Source organism: Vescimonas coprocola (assembly GCF_018408575.1).
Classification (GTDB): domain Bacteria; phylum Bacillota; class Clostridia; order Oscillospirales; family Oscillospiraceae; genus Vescimonas; species Vescimonas coprocola.
Window position 1 is genome coordinate 1,231,516 of record NZ_AP023418.1, and the last position, 18,710, is coordinate 1,250,225.

The following is an 18,710-nucleotide window of genomic DNA, read 5'->3' on the forward strand; positions in this document are numbered from 1 at the left end:
GCCGGGGATGCTTTTATAATACCTATTATATTATAGATAACGCACGAAGAGGCAGACCATGGCAATGGTGATGACCAGCACCGTGGCCGGGGCGCAGTACTTGCAGTAGGTACCCCATGTCACCGGGTGACCGTTCTTGGCGGCCACGGAGGTACCCACCACATTGGCGGAGGCTCCGATGGGGGTGGCACTGCCGCCCAGATCCGTGCCGATGGACAGCGCCCACGCCAGCAGGGAGAGGTCCACGCCCTGCGACCGGGACATGGACTGGATCACCGGCACCATGGTGGCGGAGAAGGGGATGTTATCCACAAAGGCGCTGCACACAGCTGACAGCCACAGGATGATGGCCACCATCACAGCGGCGTGTCCGCCGCTGATGCGGCTGATCCAGCCGGCCAGCACATCCAGACAGCCGGTGTCCTCCAAACCGCTGACCACCACGAACAGGCCGATGAAGAACAGCAGCGTGCGGTAGTCCACCTTGGCAAACAGCCCCGCTGCCGCATGGCCTCCGGAGGTGCAGAGGGTGGCCAGCGCCATCAATACGGCGGCGATGCAGCCGATGGTGGCCACCGTCAGCTCCGTCTGTGCGTGGGTGACCAGCAGCACCACCACCAGCAGGAACACGGCGCCGCAGGCGATGAAGGCCCGCCGATCCGTGATGGCGGAGGCGGCGTCTGGATAGGTGATATCCGTGGGGCGCTGACTCTCACTCTCCCGCAGGATGCGGCGGAAGCAGAAGTAGAAGTACACCACCGTGGCCACCAGACAGATCAGCACAATGACCCCGGTGTTGGTGAGGAAATCGAAGAAGGTCAGACCCAGCGAGGTACCGATGATGATGTTGGGGGGATCGCCGCACATGGTGGCACTGCCGCCCAGATTGGCACAGAATATCTCCGCCAGGATCATGGGAACCGGGTCGAAGCGCAGGGTGCGGCCCAGCTCCGCCGTGACGGCGGCCAGAAACAGAATGACGGTGATGCTGTCGATGAACATGGACAGCACGGCTGCCATGACCATGAAGCACACCAGCAGCGGCACGGTGCGGTAATGAACCGCCTTGGCCAGCTTCAGGCACAGCCAGCGGAAGATACCCACACGGCCCATGCCCTCCACCATCACCATCATGCCCGCAATGAACACGATGGTGGACCAGTTGATGCCGCCGGAGGACTCCGATGCGCCGTACCAGAAGGTACTCTGGCCGAAGGCGGACAGGTTCAGAGTATCCCAGATGGCCCCGCCGTCGTGCATACAGATGCCGAATACCAGCACCAGCATCAGTGCGCCGCAGCCCAGCGTCACCCACTGGCGGGGGATGCGGTCCAGCACGATCAGCAGGAACATGATGACAAAAATTACCAACGCTGCCAGTTCAGCTACCATAGGAAATTCGCCTCTTTTTAGGATTCTATCTTTCAAGCGACGCCTATTGTAGCACTCCGTTTCGGGAATTGCAACCCCCGGAGCACTATGGAAGTGTTATGAAATTATGAATTTTTATTTCTTTGCAGATTCTTTATCATTTTCCATGTTCTTCCACATCCGCATGACCGAAGGGCTGGAGAGCTTCGTGGTAAAAGAGAGGGGCCGCCCCACATGGCGGCCCCTCTTGTGCAATTTTGCATACAATTTCGTTATGTTTAATTGTGATGGAATATGTATTTCACAAAAACCGTTGACAAATATAAATGTTTTTTATATAATGTAGCCACAACTGAGAAAGGAGGCCCTCACATGAAAAAAATTATCGTTCTTCTCTTCCTGATATGCGCCATTCCCCTCTCCGCCTGCTCCAAGGCGCCGGAACAGATTCCCGCCCCCACGGTGCAGCGGCTCACCTCGCCATTGGAGCTTTCCGAGGATGAGGCCGCCACCCTTATACAGTGCTGCGGGGAAAACAGTGTCCTGTTGGCTGTCGGGCATCGCAACACGGCTCAGACCGGCCCCCTTTATAATACCGATTATCTGCTTTACTGGAACTATTCGGACGGGACCACCAAGCAGTTTCCCGTTTCCTCCCCGGCCTATATCATCTCCGCCGTTCTGGACGGGTCCGATGTTCTGTACGTGGACTATGAAGCCGTGGATTCCGGCCTCAAATGGTCTCTGATCCGCTCCACAGACACAGGGAAAAGCACCCTCGCCTCCGGTCAAGCCGCTTCCTATGATCAGGTCCCTGCGTTGTTCTGCCTGAACGGTCAGCCCATGTATCTGCAATCAGAGGATACCGGCATATCCGTATATCGTGTGGACGGCAGTGCCGTTTCCAGCGTGCTGAACCTCACCGACTACACCATGTCCGATGTAACCGTTTGCACCAATGGTACGCAATTCGCCTTTTTGGCCTCTACCAATGACGACGCCTACTGGACGGCGTTCCTTTGCAATGCATCCGGTATTCTGTACCAGAAGGAGCTTTCGCAGCAGGTCACGACCTTTGCCATAACGGGCGAGTACATGGTGTGCGGTTTGGGTGACCCGGAGACTCAAAAATTTTCCTATGTGACGATCCGCATCAGCGACGGAAAGGTAGCCACCGCCGATTCCGCAGTGTCCCTGTGGCGTCTGGCCGGAAGCGGCAGCAGTTGTATGTACGTGGACGATGCCTTTGCTGCCCATATCCTCTATCCAGATACGCAGCAGACCGATCCCCTTGTGATCAACGACTTTGCCACCTATCAAAACTGGCCCACGGTATTCTGCTCTGACGGAGTAGGTGGTTATCTGGCGGAAATGGATATAGAGGATACCGTTACTTACTGGCACATCACCATCTGACCATGATCCAAGCAATGAAAGAAGGGCTGTCCCACAGCGGGACAGCCCTTCTTGATTCGTAAAGGGGATCGATTACTGAGCAGCCTTGGCAGCCTTGATGGACTCGATCAGCTCGGGAACGACCTTGAACAGGTCACCAACGATACCGTAGTCAGCCACCTCGAAGATGGGAGCGTTCTCGTTCTTGTTCACGGCGATGATGCACTCGGAGTCCTGCATACCAGCCTTGTGCTGGATGGCGCCGGAGATACCCAGGGCGACATAGACCTTGGGATGGACGGTCTTACCGGTCTGGCCGACCTGATGGTCAGCAGTGATCCAGCCGGCGTCCACGCAGGCACGGGAGGAGCCCACGACGCCGCCCAGGACCTCAGCCAGCTCCTCAGCCAGCTTGATGCCGCCCTCGACATCCTTGCTGATGCCACGGCCCACGGACACGATGAAGTCGGCACCGATCAGGTCCACCAGCTTCTTGGCAGCCTTGACGGTCTCCACCACCTCGGTCTTGATGTCGCTGGCAGACAGCTCGAAAGCGGGATGCAGGATCTCAACCTTCTCGGCGCAGTCGGCGCAGAACTCACGCTTCTTCATAACGCCGGGGCGCACGGTGGCCATGGCGGGGCGGAAGCGGGGGCAGAAGATGGAGGCCATCAGGTGGCCGCCGAAAGCGGGACGGGTCATCTTGATGTCACGGGAGACATCGTGATCCTGACCGTTGATCTTCACGGTACCCAGCTTCTCGATACGCTCCTCAGCCAGCGTGGAAGCCTCACGCAGGAAGTTCTTGTAGATGGGCATATCGATGTCCAGATGGGTGCAGTCGGCGCACAGACCGGTGTGCAGGCGAGCTGCGCAGCGGGGGGCCAGATCACGGCCGATATTGGAAGCGCCGAACAGCAGGATCTCGGGCTTGATCTCCTCCACGGCATCGGTGATGACCTTGGTGTAGGCATCGGTGGTGTAGTCCTTCAGCAGGGGGCTGTTGTAGACATAGACCTTGTCGGCACCGTAGCCGCCCAGCTCCTTGGCGATGCCGTCCACGTTGTCGCCCAGCAGAATGCCGCACAGCTCAACGCCCAGTTCGTCAGCCAGCTTCCGACCCTCGGAGATCAGTTCAAAGGTAGTGGGCATCATCTTGCCCTGACGCTGCTCGCAGAAAACCCAGACGTTTTTGAAGGCAGCGGTATCAGCACTATTAAAAGCCATTTTCTTATCTCCTTCCTTAGATGATATGCTTGGCGGCCAGAATGCCAGCCAGCTTGTCGGTGGTCTCCTTGCCGGCGCCCTCAAGCATCATGCCGGCGCCCTTCTGAGGAGGCGTAAAGGAGGTGAGAATGTTGGTGGGGGAGCCCTTCAGACCGATGGTGGTGGCATCGATCAGGGGGTGATCCTTCAGCGTCTCGTAGGTCATGGTGACCAGAGGCTTGCTGTAAGCCTCGAAGGCGCCGCCAACGGACAGATAACGGGGCTGATTCAGCTCCTTGATGCAGGTGATCATGCAGGGGGTGTTGACCTTGACGGTCATGTAGCCATCCTCCAGCATACGCTTGACGATGAAGGTGTTGCCCTCCTTCTTGATCTCACCGGCATAGGTGACCTGAGGCAGATGCAGCTTCTCAGCGATCTGGGGGCCGACCTGAGCGGTATCGCCATCGATGGCCTGACGGCCAGCCAGAATGACGTCGTCCTCATCCACACCGTAGGTGTCGATGCCGGCGGCGATGATCTGGGAGGTGGCGTAAGTATCGGAGCCGCCGAACTCACGGGCGGTGATCAGGACACCCTCGTCCACGCCCATGGCCATCAGCTCACGCAGCATACCCTCGGCGGGAGGGGGACCCATGGTGAAGGCCACGACCTTGCAGCCCAGCTCGTCCTTCAGGGCCAGAGCAGCCTCGACGGCGTTCATATCATCGGGGTTGATGATGGTCTGCATGGACGCACGGTCCAGAGTACCATCGGGGTTCACAGCCACCTTACCGGAGGTATCGGGAACCTGCTTCACAGTAACAATAACTTTCATTTTGCCTTATACCTCCTCAATTACTTAACGCCCAGATGGCTGGCGATGACCATGCGCTGGACCTCGGAAGTGCCCTCATAGATCTCGGTGATCTTGGCATCACGCATCATGCGCTCCACGGGATACTCACGGGTGTAGCCGTAGCCGCCGAACAGCTGCACGGCACGACGGGTCACGTCGGAAGCGGCATCGGCAGCGAACAGCTTGGCCATGGCGGCATCCATGGAGTAGGGCTCGTGGTTCTGCTTCTTCATGGCAGCGGAGTAGACCAGGAACTGAGCAGCCTGCATCCGGGTGTGCATCTCGGCCAGCTGGAACTGGGTGTTCTGGAACTGGGAGATACGCTTACCGAACTGGACACGCTCCTTGGTGTACTTGACGGCCTCCTCCACGGCGCCCTCGCCCAGACCCAGAGCCTGAGAGGCGATACCGATACGACCGCCGTCCAGAGTCTGCATGGCGATCTTGAAGCCCTGGCCCTTCTTGCCCAGCATACGATCCTTGGGGATGACGCAGTCCTCGAAAATCAGGTCGCAGGTGGAGCTGCCGCGGATACCCATCTTCTTCTCGTGCTTACCCTGAGTGAAGCCGGGGTCGGTCTTTTCCACCACGAAGGCGGAAATCTCCTTCATGGCACGGCCACGCTTGTCGGTGGTCTTACCGGTGACGGCGATGATGACGAAGGTATCAGCCACGTTGCCGTTGGTGATGAAGCACTTGGAGCCGTTGAGGATGTAGTTCTCGCCGGACTCGTCCAGTACAGCGGTGGTCTGCTGGCCCTGAGCGTCGGTACCGGCGCCGGGCTCGGTCAGGCCGAAAGCACCGATCTTCTTGCCGGACAGCAGGTCAGGCAGATACTTTTGCTTCTGAGCCTCGGTGCCGTGCTCGAAAATGGGAGCGCAGCACAGAGAGGTATGAGCGGAAACGATAACGGCAGTGGTGCCGCAGACCTTGGCCAGCTCCTCCACGCACATGGCATAGGAGAGGACGTCGCCGCCGGCGCCGCCATACTCCTTGGGGAAGTAAATGCCCATCATGCCCAGCTTCGCCATCTTCTCGACGGTCTCCATGGGGAAACGCTCTTCCTCGTCGATCTCGGCGGCCAGGGGCTTCACTTCGTTCTCTGCAAATTCGCGGTACATCTTGCGAACGAGCAGCTGTTCCTTAGTCAGATGGAAGTCCATACTCTTTTCTCCTTTACGAAATTTTACTTGGTATACTTAAAGAAGCCCTCGCCAGACTTGATGCCCAACTTGCCGGCGCGAACCATCTTCCGAATCAATACGTTTGCACGATACTTGCTGTCGTGGGTCTCGTTGAACAGCACATCCATGATATTCAGCACCACGTCCCAGCCGATGAGGTCACCCAGATGCAGGGGACCCATGGGGTGGTTGCAGCCCAGCTGCATGGCAATATCGATATCTTCCGCAGAGGCAACGCCCTCCTGCAGAACGCAAACGCCTTCGTTGCAATAGGGGATAAGGATCTTGTTGACCACAAAGCCGGGGGCCTCGTTGACCACCACGGGGGTCTTGCCGATCTCGGTGGACAGGTTCTTGATGTAGTCCACCAGCTCAGCGGGGGTATTGCCGCCGGCAATGACCTCTACCAGCTTCATGGCAGGCACGGGGTTAAAGAAGTGCATACCGATCAGATGGTGCTTCAGGCCCTGACCCATCTCGGTGATGGACAGAGAGGAGGTGTTGGAGGCAAAGATGGCCTCATCCTTGCACAGAGCGTCCAGACGGCCCAGCAGTTCCTTCTTCACGGCCATGTTCTCAGCCACGCACTCGATGACCAGATCGGCGTCAGCGGCGGCCTCGAACTCCTCCACCAGCACACGGCTCATCAGATCGTCAGCGGCCTCCTGCGCCATCTTGCCCTTGGCCACACGCTTATTCAGAGAAGCAGCCAGCTTATCCTTGTGGCGCTGCGCACTGGCCGTGCTGGAAGCATACAGCAGGACGGTGTGGCCCTTGCCGGCAAACACCTGAGCGATACCGCTACCCATAGTACCTGCACCAAAAACAGCGATCTTCATAATGATTCCTCCTAATTAGAATATATAGGGTCCTTGGTTTGCCCACCGGGCGCTATGCCCGGAAAACAACGTTCTGACAGAGCTTTACCGGTTCTGGTAGGGCTCGTGCTTGCGCTTTTCCAGAAAAGCGCCCATGCCCTCCTTCTGGTCCGCCGTCTCGAAGCAGCTGCCGAACAGCTTCTCCTCGATGGTCACGGCCCGATCCATGTCCACCTGCAGGCCGTCATTGATGGCCTTCTTGCAGGCCCGCACGGCGATGGGGGCGTTCTTGGCGATGGTCCCGGCCAGCTTCTCCGCTGCGGGCAGCAGCTCCTGCGCCGGATAGACGCTGTTCACCAGCCCGATCCGCAGGGCCTCGTCGGCCTTGATGTTCTTGGCGGTGTAGATCAGCTGCTTGGCCATACCGGGGCCAACCAGACGGGCCAGCCGCTGGGTGCCGCCGAAGCCGGGGGTGATGCCCAGACCGGCCTCCGGCTGGCCGAACACGGCGGTGTCGGCGCAGATGCGAATGTCGCAGCTCATGCTCAGCTCGCAGCCGCCGCCCAGTGCAAAGCCGTTGACAGCGGCGATGGTGGGGATGGGCAGCGTCTCCAGCCGGCGGAATACGTCGTTGCCCTTCTTGCCGAAGGCCTCGCCCTCGGCCTTGGTGAGGGTGCTCATCTCGCCGATGTCGGCCCCCGCCACGAAGGCTTTCTCCCCGGCGCCGGTGATGACCAGTACACGGATCTCCTCGTCGGCCTCCACGGTGTCCAGCAACTCCGCCAGATCCGCCAGCACCTGAGAATTCAGGGCGTTCAGCGCCTCCGGACGGTGGATGGTGGCCACGGCATATGGACCTTTTTTCTCCAACAGTACGTTCGTCACAATGGTTCCTCCTTACTGTGGCAGCCGCCGCCGAAGCAGCGGCAGCGTCATGGGAAAAAGCGCTTTCTACAGGGGTGTTTCACCCGCAAAATGCGCCTTCTCATATACCTTATCCATTATAGACGTTCGTCTAAAATTTATCAAGCACTTCTCACCCGGCTTTTTGCTTTTTAGAGGAAGTCACAAATTTCGTCGGATTTTTTGCGTACTTTTCCATCTTTTTGCCGCACCTGTTCTTCGATGCGCCGTCCTACGAAAACGTCGCTTCGGCGGCTCTCCCTTGCCGGGAGAGATTTTCCGGCGTTCCCTCTTGCTTTTTCACCGGAAAACCGGTATATTGGGTAGTCGGATACCATCGCCATGCGGCGTTTTTCAGGAGGAACGACACCATGCGTATGCGGAAAAAGAAGAATCTACTGCCCCGGATGGAGGCCTGCCGGGCCTGTCAGGTACAGGACCCCTTCGCCATGCGGGGCCACTGGCGGGAGCTGATGCCCGATGCCCGTGAGCTGCGGGTAGAACTGGGCTGCGGCAAGGGGCGCTTCACCGTGGGTACGGCCCAAGCGGAGCCGGATGTTCTGCTCATCGCCGTGGAGAAGGTACCGGACGCCATGGTGGTGGCCATGGAACGGGCGCAGGCGGCGGGGCTGCACAACGTATTCTTCGTGGTGGGGGACGCCGCCCTGCTGCCGGATATGTTTGCCCCGGCGGAGGTGGACCGGCTGTACATCAACTTCTGCGACCCGTGGCCCAAGAGCAACCAGAAGCGCCGCCGTCTGACCCACGGCAATTTTCTCAAGTGCTACCGGCAGGTGCTGCCTATGGGCGGGCAGATCCACTTCAAGACGGACAACGACAAGCTGTTCCAGTGGTCCGTGGAGGAGATCCCCCAATACGGCTTCGCCCTGTCGGAGGTGACCCGTGACCTCCACGCCAACGGCCCCGTGGGAGTCATGACGGACTACGAGGCCAAGTTCTATGAGCTGGGGAAGAACATCAACCGCTGCGTGGCTACCATGGAGCCGTGGACGGAGCTGGAGGAGGAACCTGCGGAGGCTGCTCCGGCGGAAGCTTCTTCCGAGGAATGATATAAAAACAGCAGGACGGCATGGCCATCCTGCTGTTTTTTCATGGGGAAAAGCGCTCTTTACGACTCCTGCTTGAAATACTCCGCACCGGCGCCGCACAGGGGGCATTTATAATCCTCCGGCAGGGAGTCCCCCTCGTATACATAGCCGCAGACCTTGCACACATAGCGGTGCTGCCCCTCCGGCTTTTCCTCCGCCGGGGCCGCAGCCTGTACGTCCGCCGCCAGCGTGGCCGCCAGCCGCTCCAGCTGCATGGTCTGATCCTCCCGCAGGGCGGAGCGGATGGTAAAGGTGTCCTCCATCTGCTGCCACCCCTTCAGAGGCTGGAGGATCTTCTGCATCCCCTTGCCGCTGGCCGGGGCCCAGGAACCGTTCTCCAGCAGCACCACCCGTCGATTCTGGAGATCGTGGGCAGCGATATCATGGAGCAGCTCCTCCATGGTGATGAACACCCCGGCATTGTAGGTGGTGGCAGCAAACACCAGATGGCTGTAACGGAAGGCTGCCGACAGAATGTAAGAGGTAGGCGTCACGGAGGTATCGAACATCTGCACCCTCACACCCCGCTCCGACAGCCGGCAGGCCAGAATGTTGGCGGCGTTCTCCGTGTTGCCATACACGGAGGCATAGGCGATGAGCACCCCCCGCTCCTCCGGCTCGTAGCGGCTCCAGAGGTCGTACTTGTGCAGGAGATACCCCAACTCCTTCCGCCACACAAAGCCGTGGAGGGGCAGCAGCATGGCGATGTCCAGCTCTGCCGCCTTCTTCAGCACCGCCTGTACCTGAGAGCCGTATTTGCCCACGATATTGGTATAGTACCGCCGGGCCTCGTCCAGATAATCCCGGTCGAAGTCCACCTCATCGGCAAACAGCCGGCCATTCAAGGCCCCGAAGCAGCCGAAGGCATCCGCCGTCAGCAGCAGACGATCCGTCTCATCATAGGTCATCAGTACCTCCGGCCAGTGGACCATGGGGGCCGCAATAAAGCGCAGCGTGTGCCGCCCGGTGCAGAGGGTATCCCCCTCCTTCACCACATGGATGCGCTCCTGAAAGCCGGGGCCGAAGAACTGGGTCATCATGGTCTTGGCCATAGCGCTGCAATAGATCTGCACCTCCGGGAAGCGCAGCACCAGCTCCTCCAGCTCCGCCGTGTGATCCGGCTCCATGTGGTGTACCACCACGTAGTCCAGCGACCGCCCCTCCAGCGCATGGAGGAGATTTTCCCGGAAGGTGCGGCGCACCGCCGCATCCGACGTGTCAAACAGCACGGTCTTTTCATCCCTCAGCAGATAGCTGTTGAAGGAGATGCCGTTGGGTACATCGAACACACCCTCAAACATGGCCAGCCGCCGCCCGTCGGCGCCTACCCACGTGTAATCGTCATTTACCTTTCTCGTGCAGTACATGGAAATGCTCCTTTCTCTTGGTACCATCGATGATGTGTTTCCCTGATAGTATACCAGATATTTCCGCCCTTTGCCACAGGAAAAAGCACGCCGCATATGCGACGTGCTTTTTAAGACAGTTACGCCTTCTTGGCGATGTCGCACAGGGCGGCGAACGCCGGGGCATCGTAGATGGCCATCTCGGAGAGCATCTTGCGGTTGATCTGGATGCCGGCCACCTTCAGACCGTGCATGAAGGTAGAGTAGTTCATGCCGTTGATCTTGCAGGCGGCGGAGATGCGGGTGATCCACAGCTGACGGAAGTCCCGCTTCTTCAGGCGGCGGCCCACATAGGCGTAGGTCAGAGACTTCATGACCTGCTCATTGGCCATCTTGAAGTGCTTGGACTTAGCGCCCCAGTAGCCCTTGGCCAGCTTCAGCGTCTTATTTCTTCTTTTACGCGCCATCATAGCGCCTTTTACACGTGCCATATCTTAATTGCCTCCTATTCTAACGATTCCGTCTCTTATTTGTAGGGGATCATCTTGCGGATGGTCGCCTCGTTGGTGCAGTCGGCGTAGGTGCCGGACCGCAGGCGACGGCCACGCTTGGTGTCCTTCTTGGTGAGGATGTGGCTCTTGAAAGCGTGAGCTCTCTTGACCTTGCCGGATTTCGTCAGATTGAAGCGCTTCTTGGCGCCGCTGTGAGTCTTCAGTTTAGGCATAATTTTTACTCCTTCCATCTATTCTCTTGCCGGGGGCAAGCAGAACTTTTGTTTACTTGCCGGTCTTGGGAGAGAGGAACATCGACATATTCCGGCCCTCCAGCTTGGCGGCCTTATCCATGGTGGCGACCTCGGCGCACTGTTCGGCAAACTTCTTCAGAAGCTCCCGGCCGATCTCGGTATGTGCCATCTCACGGCCACGGAAGCGAACAGAGACCTTCACCCGGTTCCCCTCCGTCAGGAACTTCTGGGCATTTTTCAGTTTGGTGTTGAAATCCCCCACGTCAATGCCCGGAGACATCCGGATCTCCTTGATCTCCACCACGTGCTGGTTCTTTCTGGCTTCCTTCTCCCGCTTGCTCTGCTCGAACCGGTATTTACCGTAGTTCATGAGCTTGCACACCGGCGGGGTCGCCTGGGGAGAGATCTTCACCAGATCCAGCCCCCGCTCGTCCGCAATGTGCAGAGCGTCGGCGGAGGACATGATACCCAGCTGTTCACCGGTCTCACCGATGAGGCGGATCTCCTTGTCACGGATCTCCTCGTTGAGTTGATGCACTACATTGCTAATAACCGAAGCACCTCCTTCAGAAAATAAAAACACGGATGCAAAGCTGCATCCGCACAACAAAGCCTGCGCCCCTTCCGGGCCGCCACCATACTCGCTGTTGACCTCTTTGCCTTTGCTGGAGGTGAGGCGGATGCATCCTGCCTTCTTTGTTTTCTCCAGTAGTATACCATCGCTCCTACCGCCTGTCAAGCGGATTTTTTATCTGCCGCCGGAAATTTTTCACGGGAGGATGTATGCTCCGCCGGTTTTCGGGCAAACTGAAGCTGTATCGCAGATACGGAAGGAGGTGCCTCGATGTCCGGCAAAAATCAGCAGAACCAGAATCAGCAGAACCAGAATCAGCAGAAGCAGAACAAGCAGAATCAGAACCAGAATCAAAACCAGAATCAGAATCAGCAGGAGCAGCAGAACCAGAACCGGCGCTGACCGCCCGGTACACAGGACAAAGCATGGGGGAGGGTGTCCAAGGACACCCTCCCCCATGTGGTTTTACGGGCGCATGAAGCCGCAGCACCCCAGCTCCGGCAGTGTCAGCAGACCCAGCGACCGGTAGAACCCCTTGGTTTTCTCCGTGTCGTCCGTCAGCAGCTGCACCTGCCGCACCGATCGGAAGCGCTCCAGCGCCGCCTGCATCAGCGCCGTGCCGATTCCCCGCCGCTGGTGATCCGGCCGCACCAATAGGTCCTGTACCAGCACCACGGTACAGCCGTCACCCACAGCCCGCAGCAGCCCCACCAGCGTCCCGTTCTCACGGGCGGCCAATGTCAGCAGCGACCCGGCAAAGCCTCGGCGCAGCGCCTCCGGCTGCTCCGTATAGGCCGTCCATCCGACGCTTCCATACAGAGCCAGCACCTCCGACTCCTGATAAGTGGTATATTCCTCGATATGCATCCATCAGCAACTCCTTTATATAAATGTGAGCTGCTTACTTTCTCAATCTCATTCCTCTTCCCTCCGGTCAAGCACCGTATTTGGCGGCGATATACTCCTCCAGGCACACACCCTGCTGATAGATCTCCGCAGCGGCCTCCTGTCCTACATAGCGGTAGTGCCACGGCTCATAGATGATGCCGGTGGTCTCCGTCTTGGCGGTGGGATAGCGCAGAATGAAGCCGTAGCGCCAGCTGTTGGTCATAAGCCACTGCTGCACCGCCGTCTGCTCCTGACTCTCGTCCAGCAGCTGGTGATCCAGATCCACGATATCCACCGCCAGCCCCAGCTGATGCTCGCTGGTGCCGGGAACGGCCACCTGACGGCCCGCCTCCGTCTCGGCGTCGGCATCGCTGTACCCCTGATCCAACAGGGACTGCTTCATCTGGTCGAAGATGTTCTGCTGCACGGCCTGCGTCCGGTAGGCCGAGCACACCACGGGATGCAGCCCCTCCGCCCGGCAGGCGTCCATCATCTGCTGGAGGGCGTCGTAGCAGCGGCTGTCCACCGCCCAGCCGTTGGAGAGCTCCACCTCGTCCACGGTCCAGCCCTCCGGCAGGGGATTCCACCGGTTCACCAGCGTCAGATTCCACGGGATCTCCTGCTCCCCGTTGCTCTGCTGGTCGTCAGGCTTCTGGTTCTGCTCTCTATCCGAAGGCTCCGCCGGAGTGTTTGGGGTATCGGGCTTGTCCACATTCTCGCTGGGGGTAGGCTGCGCCGGTTCCTTATCCTTGCCGCAGCCCCGCAGCACCAGTATCAGCACCACAGCCAATACCGCCAGCACCAGCAGGCCCAGCAGCAGCTTCCGCCGACGCACCTGCGCCTGCCGCCGCCGATTCCGCTGCGCCCGCAGCTGACGGCGCTGCTCCGGGGTCTGATCGTAATAGTCGCTCATGTGTCGCTCTCCCCTCTCAGGCCCGCAGGGTGGGTGGATACACACCGCCGGCGTGGAGCTTCTGCAGCTCCGCCGCCACCGCCTGCCGGTCCTCGTGGTACGTCATGCCGAACCAGCGGTCTGCCGAGTGCAGCACGGATACCTCCAGCCGTCCCTGCTCCAGCAGGTCTCCCACCATGCCCGGCAGCAGGCACTCCGCCTTGATGTTGTCCCCGGCCTCGCAGCGCAGGAAGTGGTCGAAGTAGGCCTCCAGCTCCTGAAAGATGGAGGGCATGAAGCCCCAGAAGTTCATGGACACCACCGTGTCCGGCGCCAGCTCCCGGTGCTGGCCCTCCGCCACATCAGCGATGGAGCCGTCCGGGAACAGCTGGATCTTCAGCGTCTCATGGATGCCACGGAGCCAGCCGTCCTCCACCCGGCACACGCCACGGGATACGGTGCCGTTGGCGCTGACGGTGTTTTTCAGCAGATACCCCACCATGGTAGCCCGTCCCTGCCGGGGCAGGCGCTGAAGCTCCTCATACATGGCCCGGTAGGCATCCACGCCGTAGTAGTCGTCGGCGTTGATGACGCAGAAGGGCTCGGAGAGATAGGGCCGGGCGCACAGCACCGCATGGGCGGTGCCGAAGGGCTTGGTGCGGCCCGCCGGAATGGTGTAGTAGTCCGGGATGCTGGTGAAGTCCTGCATGGCGTAGCAGACCTCCAGCGGCTCTCCTGTTTTTGTTATGAGTGTGCGGTCCCCCCACAGGCGATCCATCAGCTCCCGCATATCGGGCTTGATGATGAACACCACCTTGGTAAAGCCCGCCCGAACGGCATCGTAGATGGAATACTCCATCAGCATCTCCCCCTGAGGTCCTACGCCGTCCACCTGTTTATTTCCACCGTAGCGGGAACCCAGTCCCGCCGCCATAATGACCAGTGCTGCCTTCATGGTGATCCTCCTGAAATACGCCGCCTCCATTCCGCAGGGGCGGCGGCTTATTTTTCTGTAACGGCCCGTGGCCGCTTCGATGATTATACCACACTCCCGCCGCCGCTTCAACCGTTTCCGCCGGGAAATCCCCGGATAACAAAATTGTCACATCCGCCGCATTCGCCGTAAAGTTCACAAATCTGTAACCTTTTACACTGGATTTCCTGTCGCCGCCGCTTTATAATAGAGAGACTATGTGCCTTCGGCCGGTAGGCTATCCTGTCGTGCCTTGCTGATTTTCGGAAAGGAGTTTTTCCTCTATGTCCAGACATTATTCCTCCCGCTCCTACGGCGGCTACGGTTCCCCCCGCCGCCGCACCGGGGCGGATCGGTTCGGTATACTCACCTTCTTCCTGCTGCTGATCTCCAGCGGCTTTCTGGCGGCCCGGCTGCTGACCACCGGCGTGCTGACCCAGAAGCTGACGCTGCTCCTGCTGTCGGTGCTGGCGGGACTGAACGTTCTCTTCGCCGTGACCCAACTGCCCCGCTGGCGCAACAAGCTCTGGAAGCTTGTTCTGGGCCTGGTGGCGCTGGTACTGTCGGCGGGCATGATCTACGCCACCGTGGCCACCAACGCCGTGCTGGAGACTCTCTCCCGTGTGTCCAGCACCGGCAGCGTCAAGACCGTGGTGGTGCGGGTCCGGGAAAACGACTCCGCTCAGGAGATCGGTGATACCTTCGGCTATACCTACGGCTATCTGGCTCAGACGGATACCGACACCACCGATGCCCTTCTGACGCATCTGGAGGAGGGACTGGGGCAGGTCAAGACCAAGTCCTACGACACTCCCACGGCTCTGGCCGACGCTCTGTACAACCGGGAAGTAGACGCCGTCATCCTGGGCAAAGGCATGGTCTCCACCCTGAAGCAGACCGACGGTTACAAGGATTTTACGTCCCGCACCCGTGAGATCTATACATACGACGTGACACACGAGTCCGACACCATCGCCCCGAATGCCAACATCTCCCGTCAGCCTTTCGTGGTCTATTGCAGCGGCACCGACGAGCGCATCTCCGATACCCTGCTCAACACTCGCAGCGATGCCAACATTCTGGCGGTGGTGAACCCCTCCACCCATAAAATTCTGCTGGTGAATGTCCCCCGTGACTACTATCTGCCCCTGCCCTTCAACGGAGAGATGGATAAGCTGACCCATTTCAGCGTATATAGTGATAAGGGCATGGACGAGCCCATCGAGGCCCTGAACACCTTACTGGGGGTGAAGGCCGACTACTACGCCCGTGTGAATTTCAGCGGCCTTATGGATATCGTGGACGCCTTGGGCGGCATCGATGTCACCTCCCCGGTGGACTTCACTACCGTCGCCATGGAGATGCCCAACGAAAACGGCGACGGTGGCTATCACGACGAGGCCTTTACCTTCACCGAGGGCGTCAATCACCTCAACGGCCGGGAGGCTCTGGCCTTCTCCCGTGAGCGCTCCGCCTTCGCTCAGGGCGACGTGCAGCGGGGCCGCAACCAGATGGCGGTGCTGCAGGCCATCATTGACAAGGCCACCTCCCCCGCCATTCTCTCCGGGTATCAGGATGTGCTGAAGGCCGTCTCCGACTCCGTGCTGACCAATATGCCCCAGCAGGATATCCTGAAGCTGGTGAAGCTGCAGCTGGAGGACAAGGTGGACTGGGACATCAGCACCTACACCCTCTCCGGCACCACGGATATGCAGGACTGCTTCACCACCGGCTTCCCCCTCAGCGTGCTGGTGCCGGATGAGAGCTCCGTCGCCGCCGCTCGCCGGATGATCCGGGAGCTCATCAATGGCTGATTTCCCCCGTCTTTCCGGAAAATTTGATATTTCCCCGGTTTTTTCGCAAAAATCTCTGGTAATTCTACTATCTATCCTATATAATAGGGGATTGCGGCCGGTCATAAGACCATGCGGGCCGTCATCTCTGAAGTAAGGAGAAATGCTATGACTTCCAAACAAACGCACAGCGACACCTCCGGCAGCCGCCGTATGGCGTGGATGGACTGGTTCGGCCTGATTGCGCTGGGACTGCTGATGGTGTGCAGTCTGGTGCTGCTGGGCCAGCTCCTGAATCTGGATATGCTGGACAACAAATATCTGCTGCTGCTGATGGCGGGCATCCTGATCCTCAATAGCGGCCACGCCGTGGTGCAGCTGCCCCGCCGCCCCTCCAAGGGTGGTCATGCCGCCAAGATCGGCTGCGGCGTGCTGGCTGTGATCCTGTCCGCCGGAATGATCTACGGCGCCGTGGCCGGCGGCAGTCTCAAAAGTGCCGTCACCCGCATCGTGGGCAAGATGGCGGAGAAGCAGACCATCGACATCATCGTCCTGAAGGACAACGAGGCCAGCTCCATCGAGGATGCCGTGGGCTATACCTTCGGCGTGCTGGAAAACGCCGATCAGGAGAACACCGCCGAGGTGCTCAAAACCCTGTCCGATCTGAATCCCACCTCCAAGGCCTACGCCTCTGTGCCCCAGCTGGCGGACGCTCTGTATGACGGCGAGGTGGACGCCATTATCCTTAACGACGGCTATCTGCCCATTCTGGAGCAGACCGAGGGCTATACGGATTTCGACAACTACACCCGTATCCTCAAGCAGTTCGACTTCACCAAGGAGGTCGCCCCGGTGGTACCCAACGAGTCCATCACCGTGGAGCCCTTCGTGGTCTATTGCAGCGGCATTGATGCCCGGAACTCCGATGTCAACATCCAGAGCCTCAGTGACGTGAACATTTTGGCGGTGGTGAATCCCAAGTCCCGGCAAATTCTGCTGCTAAATACCCCCCGTGACTACTTCCTGCCCCTGAGCTTCAACGGCCAGCTGGATAAACTGACCCACGCCGGTATGTACGGCATCGACGAGTCCATGCGGGTGCTGGACGATCTCTACGGTGTGGAAACGCAGTACTACGCCCGTGTCAACTTCTACGGCCTGACCAAGATCGTGGATGCTCTGGGCGGCGTAGACGTCTACTCCGAGCAGACCTTCACCACCAAGGTCATGCAGATCCCCGATAAGAACGGTAATCTCTATGACGACTACTTCTCCTTCACCGAGGGGATGAACTACAACGTGGACGGGCAGGCGGCTCTGGCTTTCTGCCGGGAGCGCTACTCCTTCTCTGACGGTGACAACCAGCGTGGCCGCAACCAGATGGCCATGATCAAGGCCATCTTCAACAAGGCCACCTCTCCCGCCATCCTCTCCACCTACGGCGAGGTGCTGGATGCCGTGGCGGACACCATGATCACCAATATGCCCTATGAGGACATCAGCAGTCTGGTAAAAATGCAGCTGTCGGATATGTCCGGCTGGAACATCACCAGCTACTCCGTCACCGGCTACGGCGGCACGGAGGAGTGCTACTCCATGCCCGGTCAGGCCCTGTGGGTCATGTGGCCCGACTATGACACGGTGAACGTGGCCAAGGATCTCATTGCACAAGTCATGGCGGGTCAGACCCCCGTCATCCCCGAAGATTAAGCGCTGCATCAGCGCAGCATTTGTGTGTTAGGAGTGTGGATCATGTCAAATCGTCAAAAGCTCATGGGGCATCTGTATGCCATCTTTACTACTCTGGTGTGGGGCAGCTGCTTCGTGCTCACCAAGGTCATGCTGACGGCCTATACCCCCACCCAGATCATCCCCCTGCGGATGGGGCTGGCGTATCTGGCTCTGTGGGCGCTGCGACCCAAGACCATGAAGCTCCCGTGGAAGGATGAGCTGATGTTCATCCTCATCGGCATCACCGGCGGCAGCTTCTACTTCTTCCTGCAGAATACCGCCTCGGCCCATACCTCCGCTGCCAACGTCAGTATTCTGGTATCCATGTCCCCTATCCTAACGGTGATTTTGGCGCAGCTGTTCTCCCGCAGGGGGGAGAAGCTGGGCAAGTGGGTCTACATCGGCGCCGTGGTAGCCATCGCTGGCGTGGTGATGGTGGTGCTCAACGGCACCCTGTCCTTCCATCTAAGCCCCTTGGGCGACCTGCTGGCTCTGGCCGCCGCCCTCATGTGGGCGGTGTACTCCATCCTCGTCAAGAAGTATACTGAGCGCTACGACAACTTCCTTGTGACCCGCCGGGTGTTTCTGTGGGCCTTCCTGACCTCCCTGCCGCTGGTGCTGCTGACGGACGGCCTGCCCAGCCTGACGCCCCTGTTCACCCAGCCCAATATTCTGGTGAGCTGGCTATTCTTGGGCGTGTTCGGCAACGCCGTGTGCTTCGCCATCTGGAACATTGCCTTCAAGCGGCTGGGCGTGGTCATCACCAACAACTACCTCTATGCCACTCCTTTCGTCACTGTGGTGGCGGGCTGGCTGCTGCTGGGGGAGAAAATTTCCCTCATGTGCATCATCGGTGCCGTCCTGATCACGCTGGGTGTCATCTTCGCCGGGAAGTCGGATTCCTGAGTATCTTCGCTGTTCAC

Annotated in this window: 19 protein-coding genes; 6 read left to right on the plus strand and 13 right to left on the minus strand. The window is 59.2% G+C overall.

Annotation, left to right across the window (positions count from 1 at the left end; all coding sequences use genetic code 11):
• Positions 1 to 30 precede the first annotated feature (30 nt).
• On the minus strand, positions 31 to 1,392 hold the full coding sequence (locus tag KJS28_RS06060; protein WP_213542161.1) for an ArsB/NhaD family transporter: 1,362 nt from the start codon (positions 1,390 to 1,392) through the stop codon (positions 31 to 33).
• A 351-nt stretch (positions 1,393 to 1,743) separates the two neighbouring features.
• On the opposite strand from KJS28_RS06060, the gene KJS28_RS06065 reads away from it, so the two are divergent.
• Positions 1,744 to 2,787 carry a hypothetical protein gene (locus tag KJS28_RS06065; protein WP_213542162.1) on the plus strand — a complete coding sequence of 348 codons (1,044 nt, stop codon included), beginning with the start codon at positions 1,744 to 1,746 and terminating at the stop codon, positions 2,785 to 2,787.
• Between the two features lie 72 nt (positions 2,788 to 2,859).
• Here the strand turns inward: KJS28_RS06065 and acrA are convergent, their stop codons facing one another.
• From acrA to KJS28_RS06090, 5 genes are all read right to left on the minus strand, one after another.
• Positions 2,860 to 3,993, minus strand: coding sequence for an acryloyl-CoA reductase electron transfer subunit beta (gene acrA, locus KJS28_RS06070; protein ID WP_213542163.1), 1,134 nt, complete (start codon positions 3,991 to 3,993; stop codon positions 2,860 to 2,862).
• A gap of 16 nt (positions 3,994 to 4,009) precedes the next feature.
• Complete coding sequence (gene acrB, locus KJS28_RS06075) at positions 4,010 to 4,810, minus strand: acryloyl-CoA reductase electron transfer subunit gamma (RefSeq protein WP_021859487.1); 801 nt, start codon at positions 4,808 to 4,810, stop codon at positions 4,010 to 4,012.
• Positions 4,811 to 4,830: 20 nt separating this feature from the next.
• Positions 4,831 to 5,994: an acyl-CoA dehydrogenase gene (locus tag KJS28_RS06080; RefSeq protein WP_021859486.1), complete on the minus strand. Its 1,164-nt coding sequence runs from the start codon at positions 5,992 to 5,994 to the stop codon at positions 4,831 to 4,833.
• A gap of 23 nt (positions 5,995 to 6,017) precedes the next feature.
• Positions 6,018 to 6,854, minus strand: a complete 837-nt coding sequence (locus KJS28_RS06085) for a 3-hydroxyacyl-CoA dehydrogenase family protein (protein WP_213542164.1) — start codon at positions 6,852 to 6,854, stop codon at positions 6,018 to 6,020.
• 84 nt (positions 6,855 to 6,938) lie between these two features.
• Positions 6,939 to 7,718, minus strand: coding sequence for an enoyl-CoA hydratase-related protein (locus tag KJS28_RS06090; protein WP_213542165.1), 780 nt, complete (start codon positions 7,716 to 7,718; stop codon positions 6,939 to 6,941).
• A 389-nt stretch (positions 7,719 to 8,107) separates the two neighbouring features.
• On the opposite strand from KJS28_RS06090, the gene trmB reads away from it, so the two are divergent.
• Positions 8,108 to 8,806 carry a tRNA (guanosine(46)-N7)-methyltransferase TrmB gene (gene trmB / locus KJS28_RS06095; RefSeq protein ID WP_213542166.1) on the plus strand — a complete coding sequence of 233 codons (699 nt, stop codon included), beginning with the start codon at positions 8,108 to 8,110 and terminating at the stop codon, positions 8,804 to 8,806.
• Between the two features lie 59 nt (positions 8,807 to 8,865).
• Here trmB and KJS28_RS06100 read toward each other — a convergent pair whose 3' ends face one another.
• The 4 genes from KJS28_RS06100 to infC all read right to left on the minus strand — a co-directional run bounded on the left by KJS28_RS06100 (position 8,866) and on the right by infC (position 11,474).
• Positions 8,866 to 10,212 carry an oxygen-binding di-iron domain-containing protein gene (locus KJS28_RS06100; protein ID WP_213542167.1) on the minus strand — a complete coding sequence of 449 codons (1,347 nt, stop codon included), beginning with the start codon at positions 10,210 to 10,212 and terminating at the stop codon, positions 8,866 to 8,868.
• Between the two features lie 119 nt (positions 10,213 to 10,331).
• Positions 10,332 to 10,682 (minus strand): 50S ribosomal protein L20, encoded by a 351-nt coding sequence (gene rplT / locus KJS28_RS06105; protein ID WP_021859481.1) that lies wholly within the window; start codon positions 10,680 to 10,682, stop codon positions 10,332 to 10,334.
• Between the two features lie 35 nt (positions 10,683 to 10,717).
• Positions 10,718 to 10,915: a 50S ribosomal protein L35 gene (gene rpmI / locus KJS28_RS06110; protein WP_021859480.1), complete on the minus strand. Its 198-nt coding sequence runs from the start codon at positions 10,913 to 10,915 to the stop codon at positions 10,718 to 10,720.
• 52 nt (positions 10,916 to 10,967) lie between these two features.
• On the minus strand, positions 10,968 to 11,474 hold the full coding sequence (gene infC / locus KJS28_RS06115; RefSeq protein ID WP_021859479.1) for a translation initiation factor IF-3: 507 nt from the start codon (positions 11,472 to 11,474) through the stop codon (positions 10,968 to 10,970).
• A 306-nt stretch (positions 11,475 to 11,780) separates the two neighbouring features.
• Here infC and KJS28_RS12645 point away from each other — a divergent pair, with 306 nt between their 5' ends.
• On the plus strand, positions 11,781 to 11,912 hold the full coding sequence (locus KJS28_RS12645) for a hypothetical protein (RefSeq protein WP_267873555.1): 132 nt from the start codon (positions 11,781 to 11,783) through the stop codon (positions 11,910 to 11,912).
• A gap of 63 nt (positions 11,913 to 11,975) precedes the next feature.
• Here the strand turns inward: KJS28_RS12645 and KJS28_RS06120 are convergent, their stop codons facing one another.
• From KJS28_RS06120 to KJS28_RS06130, 3 genes are all read right to left on the minus strand, one after another.
• Positions 11,976 to 12,377 carry a GNAT family N-acetyltransferase gene (locus tag KJS28_RS06120; RefSeq protein WP_213542168.1) on the minus strand — a complete coding sequence of 134 codons (402 nt, stop codon included), beginning with the start codon at positions 12,375 to 12,377 and terminating at the stop codon, positions 11,976 to 11,978.
• A gap of 67 nt (positions 12,378 to 12,444) precedes the next feature.
• On the minus strand, positions 12,445 to 13,311 hold the full coding sequence (locus tag KJS28_RS06125; protein WP_213542169.1) for a M15 family metallopeptidase: 867 nt from the start codon (positions 13,309 to 13,311) through the stop codon (positions 12,445 to 12,447).
• Positions 13,312 to 13,327: 16 nt separating this feature from the next.
• Complete coding sequence (locus KJS28_RS06130) at positions 13,328 to 14,245, minus strand: nucleotidyltransferase family protein (protein ID WP_021859475.1); 918 nt, start codon at positions 14,243 to 14,245, stop codon at positions 13,328 to 13,330.
• 302 nt (positions 14,246 to 14,547) lie between these two features.
• Between KJS28_RS06130 and KJS28_RS06135 the strand changes: the two genes are divergently transcribed.
• The 3 genes from KJS28_RS06135 (at position 14,548) to KJS28_RS06145 (ending at position 18,693) form a co-directional block, all read left to right on the plus strand.
• On the plus strand, positions 14,548 to 16,077 hold the full coding sequence (locus KJS28_RS06135) for an LCP family protein (protein ID WP_213542170.1): 1,530 nt from the start codon (positions 14,548 to 14,550) through the stop codon (positions 16,075 to 16,077).
• 147 nt (positions 16,078 to 16,224) lie between these two features.
• Complete coding sequence (locus tag KJS28_RS06140; protein ID WP_213542171.1) at positions 16,225 to 17,766, plus strand: LCP family glycopolymer transferase; 1,542 nt, start codon at positions 16,225 to 16,227, stop codon at positions 17,764 to 17,766.
• Between the two features lie 42 nt (positions 17,767 to 17,808).
• On the plus strand, positions 17,809 to 18,693 hold the full coding sequence (locus KJS28_RS06145; protein WP_021859472.1) for a DMT family transporter: 885 nt from the start codon (positions 17,809 to 17,811) through the stop codon (positions 18,691 to 18,693).
• The last annotated feature ends 17 nt before the right edge of the window (positions 18,694 to 18,710 follow it).